This window comes from Jiangella alkaliphila (genome assembly GCF_900105925.1).
GTDB classification, from domain to species: Bacteria; Actinomycetota; Actinomycetes; order Jiangellales; family Jiangellaceae; genus Jiangella; species Jiangella alkaliphila.
Genome location: NZ_LT629791.1, coordinates 7,554,583 through 7,571,030, shown reverse-complemented (window position 1 = coordinate 7,571,030; position 16,448 = coordinate 7,554,583). Strand labels below are relative to the sequence as shown.

Here is a 16,448-nt window from a genome sequence, read left to right as displayed (position 1 = left end):
GGCGGTCACCCTCGCCCGTCGGCGAGAACGCGGTCGACGGCGTCGCGGAACGGCCGCCAGGTCTGCTCGAACGTGTCCAGCGCCGCCCGCCCGTCGGACGTCAGCCGGTAGTAGCGCCGCGGCGGCCCGGAGTCGGACTCCTGCCACGACGACGCCACCAGCCCGCCCTTGCGCAGCCGCGACAGCAGCGGGTACAGCGTGCCCTCGCCGGCCATCAGCACGCCGTCGGTCAGCTCGCGGGCGATGTCCAGCCCGTACCGTTCGCCGTCGCGGACCAGGGCGAGGATGCAGTACTCCAACGCCCCGCGCCGGAGGTTGGTCATGATCTGACCCTCGCCAGGTACCATGCGACACAAGATACCAGGTTCGCCGATGTCCACAAGGGCCGTCGATTCGGGCCGTCGTCCACAAATCCGGCTCGGCCCCTGGCGACCGCGCCGACTGGTCGCTGGGCTGGTCCTCATGACAGCGGATCCACCGGGCGCGAGGTGCGACGGCGAGACGTTCGCGCGTCTGCTGGAGGCCGAGGCGGGCGTGCTGCACCGCCGCGAGGTGCCGCCGGACTTCGCTCGCCACGTCGCCGTGAGCTACGCGCGCGTCGGTGGCAGCGGATCGGCCGGGACGTCTTCGTCAGCCACAACGGCGCGCTCGGACGGGCTCAGCGGCTGCAGGCGGCCGTGAAGGGCTCGCCACGTGGCTCGGCGCTCGCCGGGCCGACCGCCGCCGCGCTCGATGGGCTGCAGGGGTTCTCGACCAGCGACATCGACGTGACGCAGCCCTGCGGCACCCGCGATCCGCGGCTGCCCGGCGTCGTGGTGCACTACTCCAGGTTCCTCGACGAGGCCGATGTGCATCCGCTCAAGGTCCCGCGGCGATGCCGGCTGTCCAGGAGCATCGTCGACGCCGCGGCGTGGGCGGCTCGCGACGACCGGGCACGCGCGATCGTCCTCGCCGGATTACAGCAACGTCTGGTGACGCCGGAGCAACTGCACGACGCCCTGTCACGGCGTGGCCTGTGTCTGCGTCACGCCCTGATCGTGGAGACCATCGACGAAGCCGCCGGCGGTATCGCGTCCGTCCCGGAGCGCGAGTTCGCCGTCATCGTCCGCGCCTTCCACCTGCCCGAACCGGCCCGTCAGCGGGTCCTTCCGCGGCCTGACGGGCGCCGCTACCTCGACGCGGACTGGGCGGACTACCGGCTCTCGGTCGAGGTCGACGGTCGTGGTCACCTCGACGTCGTCACGTGGGACTCCGACCTGGACCGGGCGAACGACATCCTGATCGACGGCCGGACCCTGCTCCGATCCACGTCGTACGCCATCAGGCATCGGCCGGAGTCGGTCGGCGAGACGCTGATCCGTGCGCTGATCGCCCGAGGATGGGACGGACACACCGACGCCTGATGATCAGGTGACCTAACGCTGCCCTCACTGCGCGTTTGGTCACCTGATCGTTTTCTGTCCACATGCTGGAGATGATCAGGTGACGAACTGGGCGGGCGAGGGGCGAGGGCGGGGCGAGGCGGTCGACCGTCAGACGCGGCGGAAGAGGAGGGCGCGCTTGACCTCTTGGATGGCCTTCGTCACCTCGATGCCGCGCGGGCAGGCGTCGGTGCAGTTGAACGTCGTGCGGCAGCGCCAGACGCCGTCGCGGTCGTTGAGGATCTCGAGGCGCTGCTCGGCGCCCTCGTCGCGCGAGTCGAAGATGAACCGGTGGGCCCCGACGATCGCCTGCGGGCCGAAGTACTGGCCGTCGGACCAGTACACCGGGCAGGAGGTCGTGCAGGCGGCGCACATGATGCACTTCGTGGTGTCGTCGTAGCGGGCGCGGTCCTCGGGGGACTGACGGCGCTCGCGGGACGGGTCGTTCCCGGTGGTGACGAGGAACGGCATGATCGACTTGTAGGCCTCGAAGAACGGGTCCATGTCGACCACGAGGTCCTTGAGCACCGCGAGGCCCTTGATCGGCTCGACGGTGACCGGCTTGTCGAGCGGCAGGTCCTTGAGCAGCGTCTTGCAGGCCAGCCGGTTGCGGCCGTTGATGCGCATCGCGTCGGAGCCGCAGATGCCGTGCGCGCACGACCGCCGGAACGTCAGCGAGCCGTCGATCTCCCACTTGATCTTGTGCAGTGCATCGAGCACCCGGTCGGTGCCGTGCATGGTGACGGTGTGCTCCTCCCAGCGCGCCTCGGTGTCGCTCTCCGGGTTGAACCGGCGCAGCCGCAGCGTGACCTGGAAGGACGGGACGGCGCCGGCGACCGGCGCGTCGGCAACAGCAGCAGTCATCAGAACTTGCGCTCCATCGGCTGGTAGCGGGTGACGACGACGGGCTTGAAGTCGAGGCGGACCCCGTCGTCCTCGGCAGAGCGGTACGCCATGGTGTGGCGCATGTAGTTGACGTCGTCGCGGTTCTGGTAGTCCTCGCGGAAGTGGCCGCCGCGCGACTCCTTGCGCTCCAGGGCGCCGACGACGATGACCTCGGCGAGGTCGAGCAGGAAGCCGAGCTCGACCGCCTCGAGCAGGTCGGTGTTGAACCGGCGGCCCTTGTCCTGCACGGACACGTTCGCGTACCGCGCCTTCAGGGCGTGGACGTCGGAGAGCGCCTGCTTCAGCGTCGCCTCCGACCGGAAGACCTGCGCGTTCGCGTCCATCGTCTCCTGCAGCTCGCGGCGCAGGACGGCGACCCGCTCGCCGTCGGCGCGGTCGCGGATCCCTTCGAGCAGCGCCTCGGTGTCGGCCGACGGCGCGTCCGGCAGCTCGACCAGCGGCGCCTTCTCGGCGAACGCCGCCGCCGCCAGGCCGGCCCGCCGCCCGAACACGTTGATGTCCAGCAGCGAATTGGTGCCCAGGCGGTTCGCGCCGTGCACGCTGACGCAGGCCACCTCGCCGGCGGCGTACAGGCCCGGCACGACGTGCGTGTTGTCGCCCAGCACCTCGGCGTCGATCGTCGTCGGCATGCCGCCCATCGCGTAGTGGGCCGTCGGGAAGACCGGCACCGGCTCGGTGTACGGCTCGACGCCCAGGTAGGTGCGGGCGAACTCGGTGATGTCGGGCAGCTTCGCGTCGATGTGCGAAGGCTCCAGATGGGTGAGGTCGAGCAGCACGTAGTCCTTGTTCGGGCCGGAGCCGCGGCCCTCGCGGACCTCGTTGGCCATGGCCCGGGCGACCACGTCGCGCGGCGCGAGGTCCTTCAGCGTCGGGGCGTAGCGCTCCATGAACCGCTCGCCCTCGCTGTTGCGCAGGATCGCGCCCTCGCCGCGGGCGGCCTCGGACAGCAGGATGCCCAGGCCCGCGAGGCCCGTCGGGTGGAACTGGAAGAACTCCATGTCCTCCAGCGGCAGCCCGCTGCGCAACGCGATGGCCATGCCGTCGCCGGTCAGCGTGTGCGCGTTCGACGTGGTCTTGTAGACCTTGCCGGCGCCGCCGGTCGCGAACACGACCGCCTTCGCGCGGAACACGTGGATCTCGCCGGTGGCCAGCTCGTACGCCACCACGCCGGCCGTGCGCCGGACGCCGTCGACCTCGGTGAACAGCAGGTCGAGCACGTAGAACTCGTTGTAGAACTCGACGTCGCGCTTGATGCACTGCTGGTAGAGCGTCTGCAGGATCATGTGGCCGGTGCGGTCGGCGGCGTAGCAGGACCGTCGGACGGCGGCCTCGCCGTGCTTGCGGGTGTGCCCGCCAAAGCGGCGCTGGTCGATCAGCCCGTCCGGCGTGCGGTTGAACGGCAGCCCCATCTTCTCCAGGTCGAGGACCGCGTCGATGGCCTCCTTCGCCATCACCTCGGCGGCGTCCTGGTCGACCAGGAAGTCACCGCCCTTGACGGTGTCGAAGGTGTGCCACTCCCAGTTGTCCTCCTCGACGTTGGCCAGCGCGGCGCACATGCCGCCCTGGGCCGCGCCGGTGTGCGACCGGGTCGGGTAGAGCTTGGTCAGCACGGCGGTGCGGACCCGCTGGCCGGATTCGAGCGCCGCGCGCATCCCGGCGCCGCCGGCGCCGACGATCACCACGTCGTACTGATGGGTCTGCATGGGTTGATCAGCCTTTCGGAACGAACACAGTGCTACGGCACCGGGCAGAACGACGGCAGCAGGTCGGCGGCCGCGTCCGGCGGGCACGGGTCGAACGTGAAGATCACCAGCGTCCCGAGCACGATGGTGATGGTGGTGGCCGTGTACAGGCCGACCTTCAGCCACAGCCGCAGCTGGTCGCGCTCGGCGTAGTCGTTGATGACCGTGCGCATCCCGTTGGTGCCGTGCAGCATCGCCAGCCACAGCATCATCAGGTCCCACACCTGCCAGACCGGGTTGGCCCACTTGCCGGCCACGAAGCCGAAGTCGAGCGCGTTGATGCCGTCGCCGGTCACCAGGTTCACGAACAGGTGCGTGAAGATCAGGATGACCAGCAGCACACCGGACGCGCGCATGAACATCCACGCGTACAGCTCGGTGTTGGTGCGGCCGCGCAGCCGCCGCGGCGTTCGCGGGGCGGGAATCGTCGTCGTCATCGGGTCAGCCCCCGAACACGTGGGAGAGGTGGCGGATCGTGAACGGCACCATCAGGACCACCCAGAGGACCAGGACGCTGGCGAACAGCTGCTTCTGGAACCGCGGCCCCTTCGACCAGAAGTCGACGAGAACGATGCGCAGGCCGTTGAACGCGTGGAACACGATGGCGGCCACCAGCCCCACCTCCATGAGCCCGACGATCGGGTTCTTGTAGGTGGCGATCACCTCGTTGTACGCCTCCGGCGACACCCGGACGAGCGCGGTGTCGAGGATGTGCGCGAAGAGGAAGAAGAAGATGCCGATGCCGGTGACCCGGTGGGCCACCCACGACCACATGCCTTCGCGGCCGCGATAGAGCGTGCCAGCAGGCGCCTTGGGCACGAACGTGCTGCCTTCCGATTGCGACGGGGGATGCCGGGCGTACGCGCCCGGCCGCCGGTCATGTTAGCCCCGCCGCCATGGTCGGGTCCGTGGCCAATCTCACGTCTGGCCTGTTCAGAGCCCTGTTTCGACCGTGACAATTCTCACTGAGGGTACCCTAACCCGCAGGACATCTTATGCCGCGGGAGCCGCCTGGCGCTTCCGCGCGATCGCCGTCGCGTAGTGGTCGAGCAGCTGGTCGCAGATCGCCGCCCACGACCGCCCGTACACCGACTCGCGGGCGGCGGCGGCCATCCGGACCCGGCGGACCGGGTCGGCGGCGATGCGCCCCACCGCGGCCCGCAGCTGCTCGCCGTCACCGGTGTCGACGAGGTAGCCGGACCAGCCGTGGTCGACGAGGTCGACGGGGCCGCCCGCGTTGGGCGCGACGACGGGGACGCCGGAGGCCAGCGCCTCCTGGACCGCCTGGCAGAACGTCTCGGCCGGGCCGGTGTGCACGAACACGTCGAGGCTCGCGTACGCCTTGGACAGCGGCTCGCCGGTGCGGAAGCCGAGGAACGCGGCGTCGGGCAGCGCGGCCCGCAGCGACTGCTCGCTCGGCCCGCCGCCGACGATGGCCAGCTTGACGCCGGGCAGCCCGGCCAGCGCGGTCAGCGAGGCGACATGTTTCTCCGGGGCGAGTCGGCCGATGTAGCCGACGATGACCTCGCCGTTCGGGGCCAGCTCGCGGCGCAGCTGCTCGTCGCGGTGGGCCGGGTGGAAGCGGACGAGGTCGACGCCGCGGCCCCAGCGGCCCAGGCGCGGGAAGCCGTGGTCGGCCAGCTGCCGCAGGCTCGCCGTCGACGGCGCCAGCGTGAGGTCGGCCTGGTCGTGGATGCGGCGCATCCAGGACCAGATGGCCTCGTCGCCGAGGGTGCGCCACAGCCGGTAGCCGCGGGCGAACCCGGCCACGTCGGTCTGGTAGATCGCCACCGTCGGCAGCCCCAGCCGGGTGGCGGCGTTCATGCCGGCCCGGCCCAGCCAGACCGGGGCCGCCAGGTGCACGACGTCGGGGTCGAAGTCGCGCAGGATCTTGCTGATGCGCCGCCGGGTGGAGATGCCGACGATGCTGTCGTCGTTGCCCGGCAGCGCGAACGACGGCACCCGCACCACCTGGTGGCCGTCGTACTCCGACACGCCCTCGCCGGGGGCGATCACGAGGGCCGTGTGACCGCGTCGCGTGAGATGCTCCACGACGCGGCAGACCGAGTTCGTGACGCCGTTGATCTGGGGGAGGAACGACTCTGCGACGATCGCTACCCTCATGTCCGCAACGATGCTGGCGCCCGGTGGCGCGACGGGGATGGCCGCATGAACGGCGGTTGACGCTATGGCGTCGGCTCAGCCGTGGCAACGACGGTTCGAGACGCAAGGTTCTCACTATGAGAGACGCACAGTGACGCTGAGTGATGCCGACCCGCAAGATCGATACTACGAGTGCGCCTGCCGGCTTCGCGCCGGGCACGGGCGTCTGGGCCGTGACAGGGCGACCTGGGGGTAGCGAGTGACGACCGAGATCGGGACTCCGGCACGCGTGTTGCTGGTCGGGAAACGAGTACGGGTCCTCGACGAACTGGGCCGGGCACTGCGCGAGGCGGGCATGGTCGTCCGCGAGGAGACCGACGCCGACCGCGTCCGCTACGGCGTCGACGGCGCCACCATCGACATCCTGGCCCTCGGCCGGGCGGTCACCGGCCCGAAGCGGGACCGGATGATCTCGTCGCTGAAGGCGCAGAACCCGACGCTGCGGGTCGTCGACGGCCTGGCGCCGATCCCGTCGATCATCGTGGCGCAGATCCGCGAGGTCGTCACGGCGCCCAACCGCGACACCCGCATCGTCGGCGCGGCCGCCTACGAGTCCGGCGACAACAGCATCGTGCTGCTGCTGCGCCGGCCCGCCCACATCGACGTCACGCTGCACCGGCTCGACCCGCTCTACCGGGTGCACGAGACCGACGTCTACACCGGCCCGCTCGACCGCGGCCGGCAGCGGCTGCCGCTGGGCCGGCGGGTCGGCCGGGGCGAGCGGTTCCTCGTCGTCGAGGCCGACCACGAGACGACGGTGCATCCGCTCGGCTGAGCTGGTGTGCAGAAAGTCACCACCCACGCACCGTCGTGGAGCTCTACGGTGGGCAGCATCATGAGCACCACGGAGTCCGGGCTCCCCATCGAGCCCGTCTACGGTCCGGATGCGCTGGACGGCTGGCCGGCGGCGCAGCGGCTGGGCGAGCCCGGCGGCTACCCGTTCACCCGCGGCGTCTACCCGACGATGTACACCGGCCGGCCCTGGACGATGCGCCAGTACGCCGGGTTCGGCACGGCCGCGGAGTCCAACCGCCGCTACCACCAGCTGGTCGAGGCCGGCACCGGCGGGCTGTCCGTCGCGTTCGACCTGCCGACGCAGATGGGCTACGACTCCGACGCCCAGGTGGCGGCCGGCGAGGTCGGCAAGGTCGGCGTCGCGATCGACTCGCTCGAGGACATGCGGGTGCTGTTCGACGGCATCCCGCTGGGCGAGGTGTCGACGTCGATGACGATCAACGCGCCGGCGTCGCTGCTGTTGCTGCTGTACCAGCTGGTGGGTGTGGAACAAGGAGTGCAGGGCGACCGATTGACCGGCACGATCCAGAACGACGTGCTCAAGGAGTACATCGCCCGCGGCACCTACATCTACCCGCCGGCCGCGTCGTTGCGGTTGACCAGCGACATCTTCGGCTACTGCCAGCGTGAGCTGCCGCGCTGGAACACCATCTCGATCTCCGGCTACCACATGGCCGAGGCCGGCGCGACGCCCGTGCAGGAGGTCGCGTTCACGCTGGCCAACGCGCGCGAGTACGTCCGCGCGGCGCTCTCGGCCGGCCTGGGCGTCGACGAGTTCGCGCCGCGGCTGTCGTTCTTCTTCGTGTCGCGCACGACGATCCTCGAGGAGATCGCCAAGTTCCGCGCCGCACGGCGCATCTGGGCCCGCGTCATGCGCGACGAGTTCGGCGCGACGAACCCGAAGTCGCAGATGCTCCGGTTCCACACGCAGACGGCCGGGGTGCAGCTCACGGCGCAGCAGCCCGAGGTGAACATGGTCCGGGTCGCGGTGCAGGCGCTGGCCGCGGTGCTCGGCGGCACCCAGTCGCTGCACACGAACTCCTACGACGAGGCCATCGCGCTGCCGACGGAGAAGGCGGCCCGGCTGGCGCTGCGCACCCAGCAGGTGCTCGCCTACGAGACCGACGTCACCCGCACCGTCGACCCGTTTGCCGGCTCGTACGCCGTCGAGTCGCTCACCGACGAGCTGGAGGCGGCCGCCGTCGGGCTGATGACGCAGGTCGAGGACATGGGCGGCGCCGTCGCGGCGATCGAGCGCGGCTTCCAGAAGGACCAGATCGAGAACTCCGCCTACGACGTCGCCAAGCAGATCGACGCCCACGAGCGCACCGTCGTCGGCGTCAACCGGTTCGTCACCAACGACGACGAGCCGTACGAGCCGCTGCGGGTCGACCCCACGATCGAGGAGGCCCAGGCCGCCAGGCTGGCCGCGCTGCGGTCCTCGCGCGACGGCGACACCGTCGGCCGGGCGCTCGACGCGCTGGCGGCGGCCGCGGCGGGGACGGACAACGCGCTGGTGCCGATGCGCGACGCGCTGGCCGCCCGGGCCACCGTCGGCGAGGTCTGCGACGCGCTGCGCGAGGTGTGGGGCACGTACACGCCGCCCACCGGAATCTGAGGCCCTGTCGGGGGTGGAACGTACGATGTGCCCACCCGTACCCCGACGGAGGACACATGAGCCGACGCGTGCTGGCGCTGGGCGCCACCGTGCTCGTGTTCCTGCTGCCCGCGTCGTGTTCGTCGGCCGGTGAGGAGCCCGCCGGCCTCGGCGACGGAACGGCCACCGGCCCGGCCACCGCATCCGCGTCGCTCCCGTCCGAGCCGTCAGACGAGCCCGACGACAGCCCGTCCGCCCCCGCACCCGAGCCGGGCGCCACGTTCACCCCGCCGTACCAGCTCGAAGGCGAGGAACGCGTCGTCGAGCTCCCGAGCGAACTGCCGATCGAGCCGCCCGACGGCGCCACCGACGACGAACGCGCGGTGCTGCAGGCCGCCGGCCGGTTCATGGCGAGCTGGGACGCCGTCTTGTTCGGCGCCGGCGACGAACAGTCCGGCATCATGCGCACCGCCGTCGACCCGCAGCTGGGCCGGCTGCTCAACTACCTCGTCGAGTCCGTCTCGAAGCGGCGGGTCATCGTCGGTGAGCCCACGCAGATCGAGCTGCGCGACGTCACCGTCGACGACACCACGGCCGAGGTCGACATCTGCACCATCATGCGCGACTGGGTCCAGTACACCGACGGCGCGGCCGAGCCACAGCCCGAGGTCGAGCGCCTGGTGCTGACGATGACGCTGGTCGACGGCGTGTGGCTGGCGTCCGACACCGAGCAGACCGACCCCGAGTCCTGCGAGTGAGACGGCCTCCTGACGCCGTTCGCCGCCGATGGTAGGGTCCGGTTTCCACAGTTGTGACCATGTATGCCACCGGATGTGAGTCATGAGGCGTGTCGTCAGGGTCCTGTCCGCCGCCGTTGCCAGCGTGTCCCTGGTGCTGTCCGCGCCGGCGGTCGCCGGAGCGCGTGGCGGCTCCGGTGGCGACGACACCGGCGACGGCTACGAGGTCGGCATCGAGGTGACGTTCACCGGCGACGGCGCTCCCGGTGGCGGCGGCACCTACACCGTGCCGATCCCGCCGGTCTGCTGGTGGGTCACGCTGAACACCTCCATGCTCGACGGCACCTCGGTCGACGCCACCGACCCGCAGGCCGTGATGGAGTGGTACGAAGAGGCCTACCCGAACATCAACGGCAGCTTCACCTTCGCGCGTGAAATGTTCCCCGACCGGTCGGTGTTCGAGAACGCGATCGCTCGCGAGGCGGCCGGTGAGGACGTCACCTGGTACCGCATCGAGGCGGGCAGCTCGGGCGATCCGGGCGCGATGGCGAGCTGCTCGCCTGAGGTCAAGGAGCTCGGCGGTCCGTACGGCGACGTCCCGGTCATCTACTACCCGTGGGCCGCGGGCGACCCGCCGGAGCCGGCCATCGACCCCGAGACGCTGGCGATCGAAGCCCGCGACGTCATGGTGATCGACGAGCCGGAGGTCGACCGGAACCCGAAACTGTCCGACGGTCTCGACGGCGCCACGTTCGTCAACGTCGACACCTGGTTCTGGGTGGTCGACCCGGAGATGGTCGGCGGCAGCGGCGGCACCCGCACGATCCGCGCCGACATCGTGGGCACCGACGTGTGGGCCGAGGTCACCGCGACCACCGACGGGCTGTCGATCGCGTCGCCGAACGGCTCGCGCCAGTGCGACCCGGAGCGGGCGCTGCGCGTCTGGGAACCCGACGCGGCCGACGCCGACGGCTGCACCGTCGCGTTCACCCGTGCCTCCGTCGCCTACCCGGGCGGCTATCCCGTCACCGCCGCCACCGAGTGGACGGCCACGTGGGAGGGCCAGGAGCAGGACGGCACCACCGTCGGCGGCGACCTCGATCCGCTGCGCCGCGAAGCGACGGTGAACGTCCCGGTGGCCGAGGTGCAGACCATCGTCAAACGCACCCGCTGAGGCGACATTCGGGGCGCATTCGCTGTGCGGCGGTTCGACAGCGACTTGGTCACGGAAGTATCTCGGCTGTTCAGCGTGCGTTCAAATGGCGATATCGGCAGTTAGCCTACGCCTTGGATTCGTTCCGATTTCGGCCCCACCGGACACGAGTGGCTCGGCCGATCGACCATCTGGGGCCTGGAGGGGCAGATGAACAAGAGGTTTCGGCTTGCTGCCGTGGTGAGCGCGGTCGCGCTCGCGGTAGCGGCCTGTGGCGACGCTCCTGACGAGGAGAACGGCGGCGACGACACGTCGTCCCCCGACGGTGGCGGTGGCGGCGGCGACTTCACCGGCTGCATGGTCTCCGACCAGGGTGGCATCAACGACAGCTCGTTCAACGAGACGTCCTACAACGGCCTGGTGCTGGCCCAGGACGAGGGCATCATCGGCGAGCCGAAGTTCGCCGAGTCGCAGACCGACGCGGACTACGGCCCGAACGTCGACGCGATGGTCCAGGACGACTGCGGCATTATCGTCACGGTCGGCTTCCTGCTGGCCGACGCCACCCGCGAGGCGGCCGAGGCCAACCCCGAAGCGCGCTTCGCGATCGTCGACTTCCAGTACACCGACGACACCGGCACGCCGACGCCGATCGACAACGTCAAGCCGCTGGTGTTCAACACCCATGAGGCGGCGTTCCTGGCCGGCTACGCGTCGGCCGCCCACTCCACGACCGGCATCGTCGGCACCTGGGGCGGCGCGAAGATCCCGACCGTCACCATCTTCATGGACGGCTTCTACGACGGCGTCCAGTACTACAACGAGCAGAAGGGCGAAGATGTCCAGGTGCTCGGCTGGGACAAGGCCACCCAGGAGGGCCAGTTCGTCGGCGACTTCGCCAACACCGGCCTGGCCCGGCAGATCAGCGACAACCTGATCAGCCAGGGCGCCGACGTCCTGCACCCGGTCGCCGGCCCGCTGGCCGAGAGCGCGGCCATCGCGGCGCAGGCGGTCGGCAATGTCGCCATCGTGTGGGCCGACTCCGACGGCTTCGAGTCCGCGCCCGACTACGGCGACGTCATCCTGACGTCCGTCCTCAAGGGCATGGACCAGGCGGTCCTCGCGGCGACGCAGGAGACGGCGGACGACGCGTTCACCAACGAGCCGTACGTCGGCACGCTCGAGAACGGTGGCGTCGGCATCGCGCCGTTCCACGACTTCGACTCCACCGTCACGCAGGAGACGAAGGACGAGCTCGAGCAGATCCAGGAGCAGATCGTCTCCGGCGACCTCGTGGTCGAGTCGGACGCGGCATTCTCCTGACAGGCAGTCACGGCCACCCCGAACGGCTCGGATCGCGGGCCGTTCGGGGTACGGTCGTGCTCACTTCGCTCCGCACCACGAGGAGGGCGGTCGGCCGTTGAAGCTCGAACTGCGCGGCATCACCAAGCGCTTCGGCAGCCTGGTGGCCAACGATGCCATCGACCTGGTGGTCGAGCCCGGTGAGATCCACTGCCTGCTCGGTGAGAACGGGGCCGGCAAGAGCACGTTGATGAACGTGCTGTACGGCCTCTACCAGCCCGACGACGGCCAGATCGTCGTCGACGAGCAGAAGGTGGCCTTCGCCGGCCCGGGCGACGCCATGGCCGCCGGCATCGGCATGGTCCACCAGCACTTCATGCTGGTCCCGGTGTTCACCGTCGCCGAGAACGTCATGCTCGGCCAGGAGCACGTCGGCGCCGGTCGGCTGCTCGACATGGAGGCGGCCCGGCGCGACGTCCGCGAGATCTCCGATCGCTACGGCTTCAACGTCGACCCCGACGCCTACGTCGAGGATCTCCCCGTGGGCGTCCAGCAGCGGGTCGAGATCATCAAGGCGCTGGTCCGCAAGGCCGACGTGCTGATCCTCGACGAGCCGACCGCGGTGCTGACTCCGCAGGAGACCGACGAGCTGATCGCGATCATGCGCCAGCTCAAGGCCGACGGCACGTCGATCGTGTTCATCACGCACAAGCTGCGCGAGGTCAAGGCCATCGCCGACCGCATCACCGTCATCCGCCGCGGCGCCGTCGTCGGCGAGGCGTCGCCGGGCGCGTCCGAGGGCGAGCTGGCCTCGATGATGGTCGGCCGCGCCGTCAGCCTCACCGTCGACAAGGCGCCGGCCCAGCCCGGCGACGTCGCGTTCTCCGTCACCGACCTCAGCGTCGTCGACGAGCGCGGCTCCACCCTCGTCGACCACGTCTCCTTCGACGTGCGCGGCGGCGAGATCCTCGCCGTCGGCGGCGTCCAGGGCAACGGCCAGACGGAGCTGGTCGAGGCGATCCTCGGCGTGCAGGAGCACGTGACCGGGTCGATCCGGCTGGACGGCAACGAGCTGCTCGGCCGCGGCGTCGACGACGTGCTGAACGCCGGCGTCGGGTTCGTGCCCGAGGACCGCACCGTCGACGGCATCGTCTCCAGCTTCTCCGTCGCGGAGAACCTCGTCCTCGACCTCTACAAGCGGGCGCCGTTCGCGCGCGGGCTGTCGCTGCGCGGTTCCGAGCTGGCCCGCAACGCCGAGCAGCGGGTCGAGGAGTTCGACATCCGCACCAGCGGCATCGACACCCCGGCGGGGACGCTGTCGGGCGGCAACCAGCAGAAGGTGGTCGTCGCGCGCGAGCTGTCGCGGCCGCTGAAGCTGTTCATCGCCGCCCAGCCGACCCGCGGCCTCGACGTCGGCTCCATCGAGTTCGTGCACAAACGCATCGTCCGCGAACGCGACCACGGCACGCCGGTCATCATCGTCTCCACCGAGCTGGACGAGATCAGCGCGCTGGCCGACCGCATCGCCGTCATGTACCGCGGCCGCGTCGTCGGCATCGTGCCCGGCGACACCGGCCGCGACGTGCTCGGCCTGATGATGGCCGGCATCGCGCCCGACGAAGCGCAAGCGGAGGCCGAGGCGCACCCGACGGAGGTCTCGCTCGCCGTCGACGACGACGCCCCGAAGGACGGACAGCCGTGACCGAGACCAAGCCGCCCGCGGAGAGCGCGCCCGAGGAGCCGCCCTCGCCGCCTCAGGAGACCGTCTTCCAGCGGTTCATGCGCGAGCTGACCAGCGGCAGCATCCTGGTGACCATCCTCTCGGTGGTGCTGGCGCTGCTCATCGGCGCGGTGCTGATCGCCGTGTCGGACCCGGACGTGCAGGACCGCGCCGACTACTTCTTCTCCCGGCCCGGCGACACCTTCTCGGCCGCCTGGAGCGCCGTCAGCGACGCCTATGGCGCGCTGTTCACCGGCTCCATCATCGACGTCAACGAGTACATCGTCGGCCGCGCGCTGCGCCCGCTGGCCGAGACCGCGACCAACGCGGCGCCGCTGATCGCGGCCGGCCTCGGCATCGCGCTGGCCTTCCGCGCCGGCCTGTTCAACATCGGCGCCGAGGGCCAGATCATCCTGGGCGCCATCCTGGCCGGCTACGTCGGCTTCGCCTGGCACCTGCCGACCGGCCTGCACCTGATCGTCGGCGTGCTGGCCGGCATCGTGGGCGGCGCGATCTGGGGCGGCGTCGTGGGCCTGCTGAAGGCGCGCACCGGCGCCCACGAGGTCATCGTCACGATCATGCTCAACTACGTGGCGCGGTTCCTCATCGCCTACCTGCTGACGACGACGGCGTTCCAGCGGCCGGGCGCGTCGAACCCGGTCAGCCCGATCGTCGACGACTCCGCCCAGCTGACGCGGTTCTTCGACGACTCGCGGCTGCACCTCGGGTTCGTGCTGGTGATCCTCGCCGCCGTCGGCGTGTGGTGGCTGCTCGAGCGCAGCACCATGGGCTTCGAGTTCCGCGCGGTCGGCGCCAACCCGAACGCCGCGCGCACCGCCGGCATGTCCGTCAGCCGCACCTACATCTGGGTGATGCTGCTGGCCGGTGGGCTGGCCGGGCTCGCGGGCGTCATGCAGGTGCTCGGCACCGAGCGTTACCTCACCGCGGGCATCTCCGCCGGCATCGGCTTCGACGCGATCACCGTCGCGCTGCTCGGCCGGGCCAGTCCGTGGGGGACGGTGGCCGCGGGCCTGCTGTTCGGCGCGCTGCGCGCCGGCGGCGTGCCCATGCAGGCCAGCACCGGCACGCCCATCGACATCATCGTCGTCATCCAGTCGCTCATCGTGCTGTTCATCGCGGCGCCGCCGCTGGTGCGGGCCATCTTCCGGGTGCCCGTGCGCTCGGCCGGCCAACCCGTCGCCGGGCTGCAGAGGGGGTGGGGCGCGTGAGCGCGTCGACAGTCACGGCATCGCCCGCGCCGACCGTTCAGGACCTCGCCGTCCGGCCGAGCTGGAAGGCGCCCATCGCGTTCGCTCTCCTGGCGCTGGTCGCGCTCATCGCGTTCGGCATCCTCGGCGAGTCCGGCCAGACCAGCACGTTCGGCATCTCGACCGGCTCCGACGCCTGGCAGATCGACCCGCTGGCGCTGTCGTCGCGGCCGGTCGCGCTCGGGCTGTCGCTGGTGTGCGTCGTCATCGCGCTGTACGCGGCCTGGCTGGTGCGCGCCGGTCAGGCGGTGCCGAGTTGGCTGACCGTGCTGTTCGCGATCGCGTTCGTGCTGGCGTTCCTGGTCTGGGCGGTGGCCGGCGAGCAGATCTCGTTCACGTCGCTGATGCAGGGCGCGCTCGCGCTGTCGGTGCCGCTGGTGTTCGGCGCGCTGTCCGGTGTGCTGTGCGAGCGGGCCGGCGTCATCAACATCGCCATCGAGGGCCAGCTGCTGGCCGGTGCGTTCCTGTCCGCCGTCGTCGCGACGCTGACCGGGAGCCTGTACGCCGGGCTGGTCGCTGCGATCGTGGCCGGGTTGCTGGTGGCGTTCGTGCTGGCGGTGTTCGCGATCAAGTACATCGTCAACCAGATCATCGTCGGCGTCGTGCTGAACGTGCTGGTGCTGGGCGTGACGAACTTCCTCTACGGCCAGCTGCTGGCGCCCGAGGCGGCGACCTGGAACAGCCCCGGCACACTGCCGCGGGTGGAGATCCCGCTGCTCAGCGAGATCCCGGTGATCGGGCCGGTGCTGTTCGAGCAGACGATCATCGTCTACGCCATGTACGTCACGGTCGCGCTCGTGCACGTCGCGCTGTTCCGCACCCGCTGGGGCCTGCGCGTCCGCGCCGTCGGCGAGCACCCGAAGGCGGCCGACACGCTCGGCATCCGCGTCAACACCGTGCGGTTCCGCAACGTCCTGCTCGGCGGCGCCGTGGCCGGGCTCGGCGGTGCGTTCTTCACACTCGGCAACGTCGGCGCGTTCAGCCGCGAGATGTCCGCCGGCCAGGGCTTCATCGCGCTGGCCGCGATGATCTTCGGCCGGTGGAGCCCGCTGGGCGCGCTCGGCGCGGCGCTGCTGTTCGGGTTCGCCAACAACCTGCAGAGCGTGCTGGGCATCATCGGCACGCCGATCCCGAGCGAGTTCATGCTGATGCTGCCGTACATCCTGACGATCTTCGCGGTCGCCGGGCTGGTCGGCCGCGTGCGGGCGCCGGCCGCGGACGGCGAACCCTACGTGAAGTCGTGACGTCGATCGACTGGGCCGCGTTGCGCGCGGCCGCCGTCGAGGTGGCCGCGCGCGCCTACGCCCCGTACTCCGGGTTCCCGGTCGGCGCGGCGGCGATGGTCGACGACGGCCGCGTCGTCACCGGCTGCAACGTCGAGAACGCCGCCTACGGCGTCACACTGTGCGCCGAGTGCGGGCTGGTGTCGTCGCTGGTCGCCGGCGGTGGCGGCCGGCTGGTCGCGTTCACCTGCGTCGGCGGCGCGGACCGGCACCTGATCATGCCGTGCGGCCGCTGCCGCCAGCTGCTGTGGGAGCACGGCGGCGCGGAGCTGCTGGTCGAGACGCCGCTCGGGATCCAGACGATGGACCAGGTGCTGCCGCAGGCGTTCGGCCCCGAGGACCTGCCTGACCGCCCGTAGGG

Annotated in this window: 16 protein-coding genes; 10 read left to right on the top strand and 6 right to left on the bottom strand. The window is 70.7% G+C overall.

Features of this window, described 5'->3' with window-relative positions; translation table 11 throughout:
- Positions 1 to 5: 5 nt before the first annotated feature.
- Positions 6 to 347, bottom strand: a complete 342-nt coding sequence (locus BLV05_RS34700; RefSeq protein WP_046768959.1) for a PadR family transcriptional regulator — start codon at positions 345 to 347, stop codon at positions 6 to 8.
- A 330-nt stretch (positions 348 to 677) separates the two neighbouring features.
- Between BLV05_RS34700 and BLV05_RS34690 the strand changes: the two genes are divergently transcribed.
- Positions 678 to 1,403: a PDDEXK family nuclease gene (locus tag BLV05_RS34690; RefSeq protein ID WP_052762487.1), complete on the top strand. Its 726-nt coding sequence runs from the start codon at positions 678 to 680 to the stop codon at positions 1,401 to 1,403.
- Positions 1,404 to 1,532: 129 nt separating this feature from the next.
- On the opposite strand, the gene BLV05_RS34685 is transcribed toward BLV05_RS34690, so the two are convergent.
- The 5 genes from BLV05_RS34685 to BLV05_RS34665 all read right to left on the bottom strand — a co-directional run bounded on the left by BLV05_RS34685 (position 1,533) and on the right by BLV05_RS34665 (position 6,193).
- Positions 1,533 to 2,285 (bottom strand): succinate dehydrogenase iron-sulfur subunit, encoded by a 753-nt coding sequence (locus BLV05_RS34685; protein ID WP_046768958.1) that lies wholly within the window; start codon positions 2,283 to 2,285, stop codon positions 1,533 to 1,535.
- Positions 2,285 to 4,030, bottom strand: coding sequence for a succinate dehydrogenase flavoprotein subunit (gene sdhA, locus BLV05_RS34680; protein ID WP_046768957.1), 1,746 nt, complete (start codon positions 4,028 to 4,030; stop codon positions 2,285 to 2,287). The genes BLV05_RS34685 and sdhA overlap by 1 nt, the downstream gene beginning before the upstream one ends.
- Positions 4,031 to 4,062: 32 nt before the next feature.
- Entirely contained in the window at positions 4,063 to 4,506 is a 444-nt protein-coding gene (gene sdhD, locus BLV05_RS34675) for a succinate dehydrogenase, hydrophobic membrane anchor protein (protein WP_046768956.1), read from the bottom strand.
- Positions 4,507 to 4,510: 4 nt separating this feature from the next.
- Entirely contained in the window at positions 4,511 to 4,888 is a 378-nt protein-coding gene (gene sdhC / locus BLV05_RS34670; RefSeq protein WP_082155245.1) for a succinate dehydrogenase, cytochrome b556 subunit, read from the bottom strand.
- Positions 4,889 to 5,062: 174 nt separating this feature from the next.
- Positions 5,063 to 6,193, bottom strand: a complete 1,131-nt coding sequence (locus BLV05_RS34665) for a glycosyltransferase family 4 protein (protein WP_046768954.1) — start codon at positions 6,191 to 6,193, stop codon at positions 5,063 to 5,065.
- A gap of 238 nt (positions 6,194 to 6,431) precedes the next feature.
- Here BLV05_RS34665 and BLV05_RS34660 point away from each other — a divergent pair, with 238 nt between their 5' ends.
- From BLV05_RS34660 to BLV05_RS34620, 9 genes are all read left to right on the top strand, one after another.
- The gene (locus tag BLV05_RS34660) at positions 6,432 to 7,007 is read left to right on the top strand and encodes a hypothetical protein (protein WP_152690763.1); all 576 of its coding nucleotides are present in this window, start codon (positions 6,432 to 6,434) and stop codon (positions 7,005 to 7,007) included.
- Positions 7,008 to 7,067: 60 nt separating this feature from the next.
- Entirely contained in the window at positions 7,068 to 8,645 is a 1,578-nt protein-coding gene (locus BLV05_RS34655) for an acyl-CoA mutase large subunit family protein (RefSeq protein ID WP_046769026.1), read from the top strand.
- 56 nt (positions 8,646 to 8,701) lie between these two features.
- Positions 8,702 to 9,382, top strand: coding sequence for a hypothetical protein (locus BLV05_RS34650; protein WP_046768952.1), 681 nt, complete (start codon positions 8,702 to 8,704; stop codon positions 9,380 to 9,382).
- An 82-nt stretch (positions 9,383 to 9,464) separates the two neighbouring features.
- Positions 9,465 to 10,535, top strand: a complete 1,071-nt coding sequence (locus BLV05_RS34645; protein ID WP_083421466.1) for a hypothetical protein — start codon at positions 9,465 to 9,467, stop codon at positions 10,533 to 10,535.
- Between the two features lie 189 nt (positions 10,536 to 10,724).
- Positions 10,725 to 11,837, top strand: coding sequence for a BMP family lipoprotein (locus BLV05_RS34640; RefSeq protein ID WP_046768950.1), 1,113 nt, complete (start codon positions 10,725 to 10,727; stop codon positions 11,835 to 11,837).
- A gap of 97 nt (positions 11,838 to 11,934) precedes the next feature.
- The gene (locus BLV05_RS34635) at positions 11,935 to 13,518 is read left to right on the top strand and encodes an ABC transporter ATP-binding protein (RefSeq protein WP_046768949.1); all 1,584 of its coding nucleotides are present in this window, start codon (positions 11,935 to 11,937) and stop codon (positions 13,516 to 13,518) included.
- On the top strand, positions 13,515 to 14,765 hold the full coding sequence (locus BLV05_RS34630) for an ABC transporter permease (protein ID WP_046768948.1): 1,251 nt from the start codon (positions 13,515 to 13,517) through the stop codon (positions 14,763 to 14,765). The genes BLV05_RS34635 and BLV05_RS34630 overlap by 4 nt, the downstream gene beginning before the upstream one ends.
- The gene (locus tag BLV05_RS34625) at positions 14,762 to 16,048 is read left to right on the top strand and encodes an ABC transporter permease (RefSeq protein WP_046769025.1); all 1,287 of its coding nucleotides are present in this window, start codon (positions 14,762 to 14,764) and stop codon (positions 16,046 to 16,048) included. Before BLV05_RS34630 ends, BLV05_RS34625 begins: the two co-directional genes overlap by 4 nt.
- Positions 16,045 to 16,446: a cytidine deaminase gene (locus BLV05_RS34620; protein WP_046768947.1), complete on the top strand. Its 402-nt coding sequence runs from the start codon at positions 16,045 to 16,047 to the stop codon at positions 16,444 to 16,446. The genes BLV05_RS34625 and BLV05_RS34620 overlap by 4 nt, the downstream gene beginning before the upstream one ends.
- Positions 16,447 to 16,448: the final 2 nt, after the last annotated feature.

What these genes read in the sequence shown, in the direction of transcription:
- sdhA (WP_046768957.1), bottom strand. Translation starts at nt 4,030, where the DNA reads ATGCAGACCCATCAGTACGACGTGGTGATCGTCGGCGCCGGCGGCGCC.
- sdhD (WP_046768956.1), bottom strand. Translation starts at nt 4,506, where the DNA reads ATGACGACGACGATTCCCGCCCCGCGAACGCCGCGGCGGCTGCGCGGC.
- BLV05_RS34700 (WP_046768959.1), bottom strand. Translation starts at nt 347, where the DNA reads ATGGTACCTGGCGAGGGTCAGATCATGACCAACCTCCGGCGCGGGGCG.
- BLV05_RS34645 (WP_083421466.1), top strand. Translation starts at nt 9,465, where the DNA reads ATGAGGCGTGTCGTCAGGGTCCTGTCCGCCGCCGTTGCCAGCGTGTCC.
- BLV05_RS34685 (WP_046768958.1), bottom strand. Translation starts at nt 2,285, where the DNA reads ATGACTGCTGCTGTTGCCGACGCGCCGGTCGCCGGCGCCGTCCCGTCC.
- BLV05_RS34650 (WP_046768952.1), top strand. Translation starts at nt 8,702, where the DNA reads ATGAGCCGACGCGTGCTGGCGCTGGGCGCCACCGTGCTCGTGTTCCTG.
- BLV05_RS34655 (WP_046769026.1), top strand. Translation starts at nt 7,068, where the DNA reads ATGAGCACCACGGAGTCCGGGCTCCCCATCGAGCCCGTCTACGGTCCG.
- BLV05_RS34640 (WP_046768950.1), top strand. Translation starts at nt 10,725, where the DNA reads ATGAACAAGAGGTTTCGGCTTGCTGCCGTGGTGAGCGCGGTCGCGCTC.
- BLV05_RS34665 (WP_046768954.1), bottom strand. Translation starts at nt 6,193, where the DNA reads ATGAGGGTAGCGATCGTCGCAGAGTCGTTCCTCCCCCAGATCAACGGC.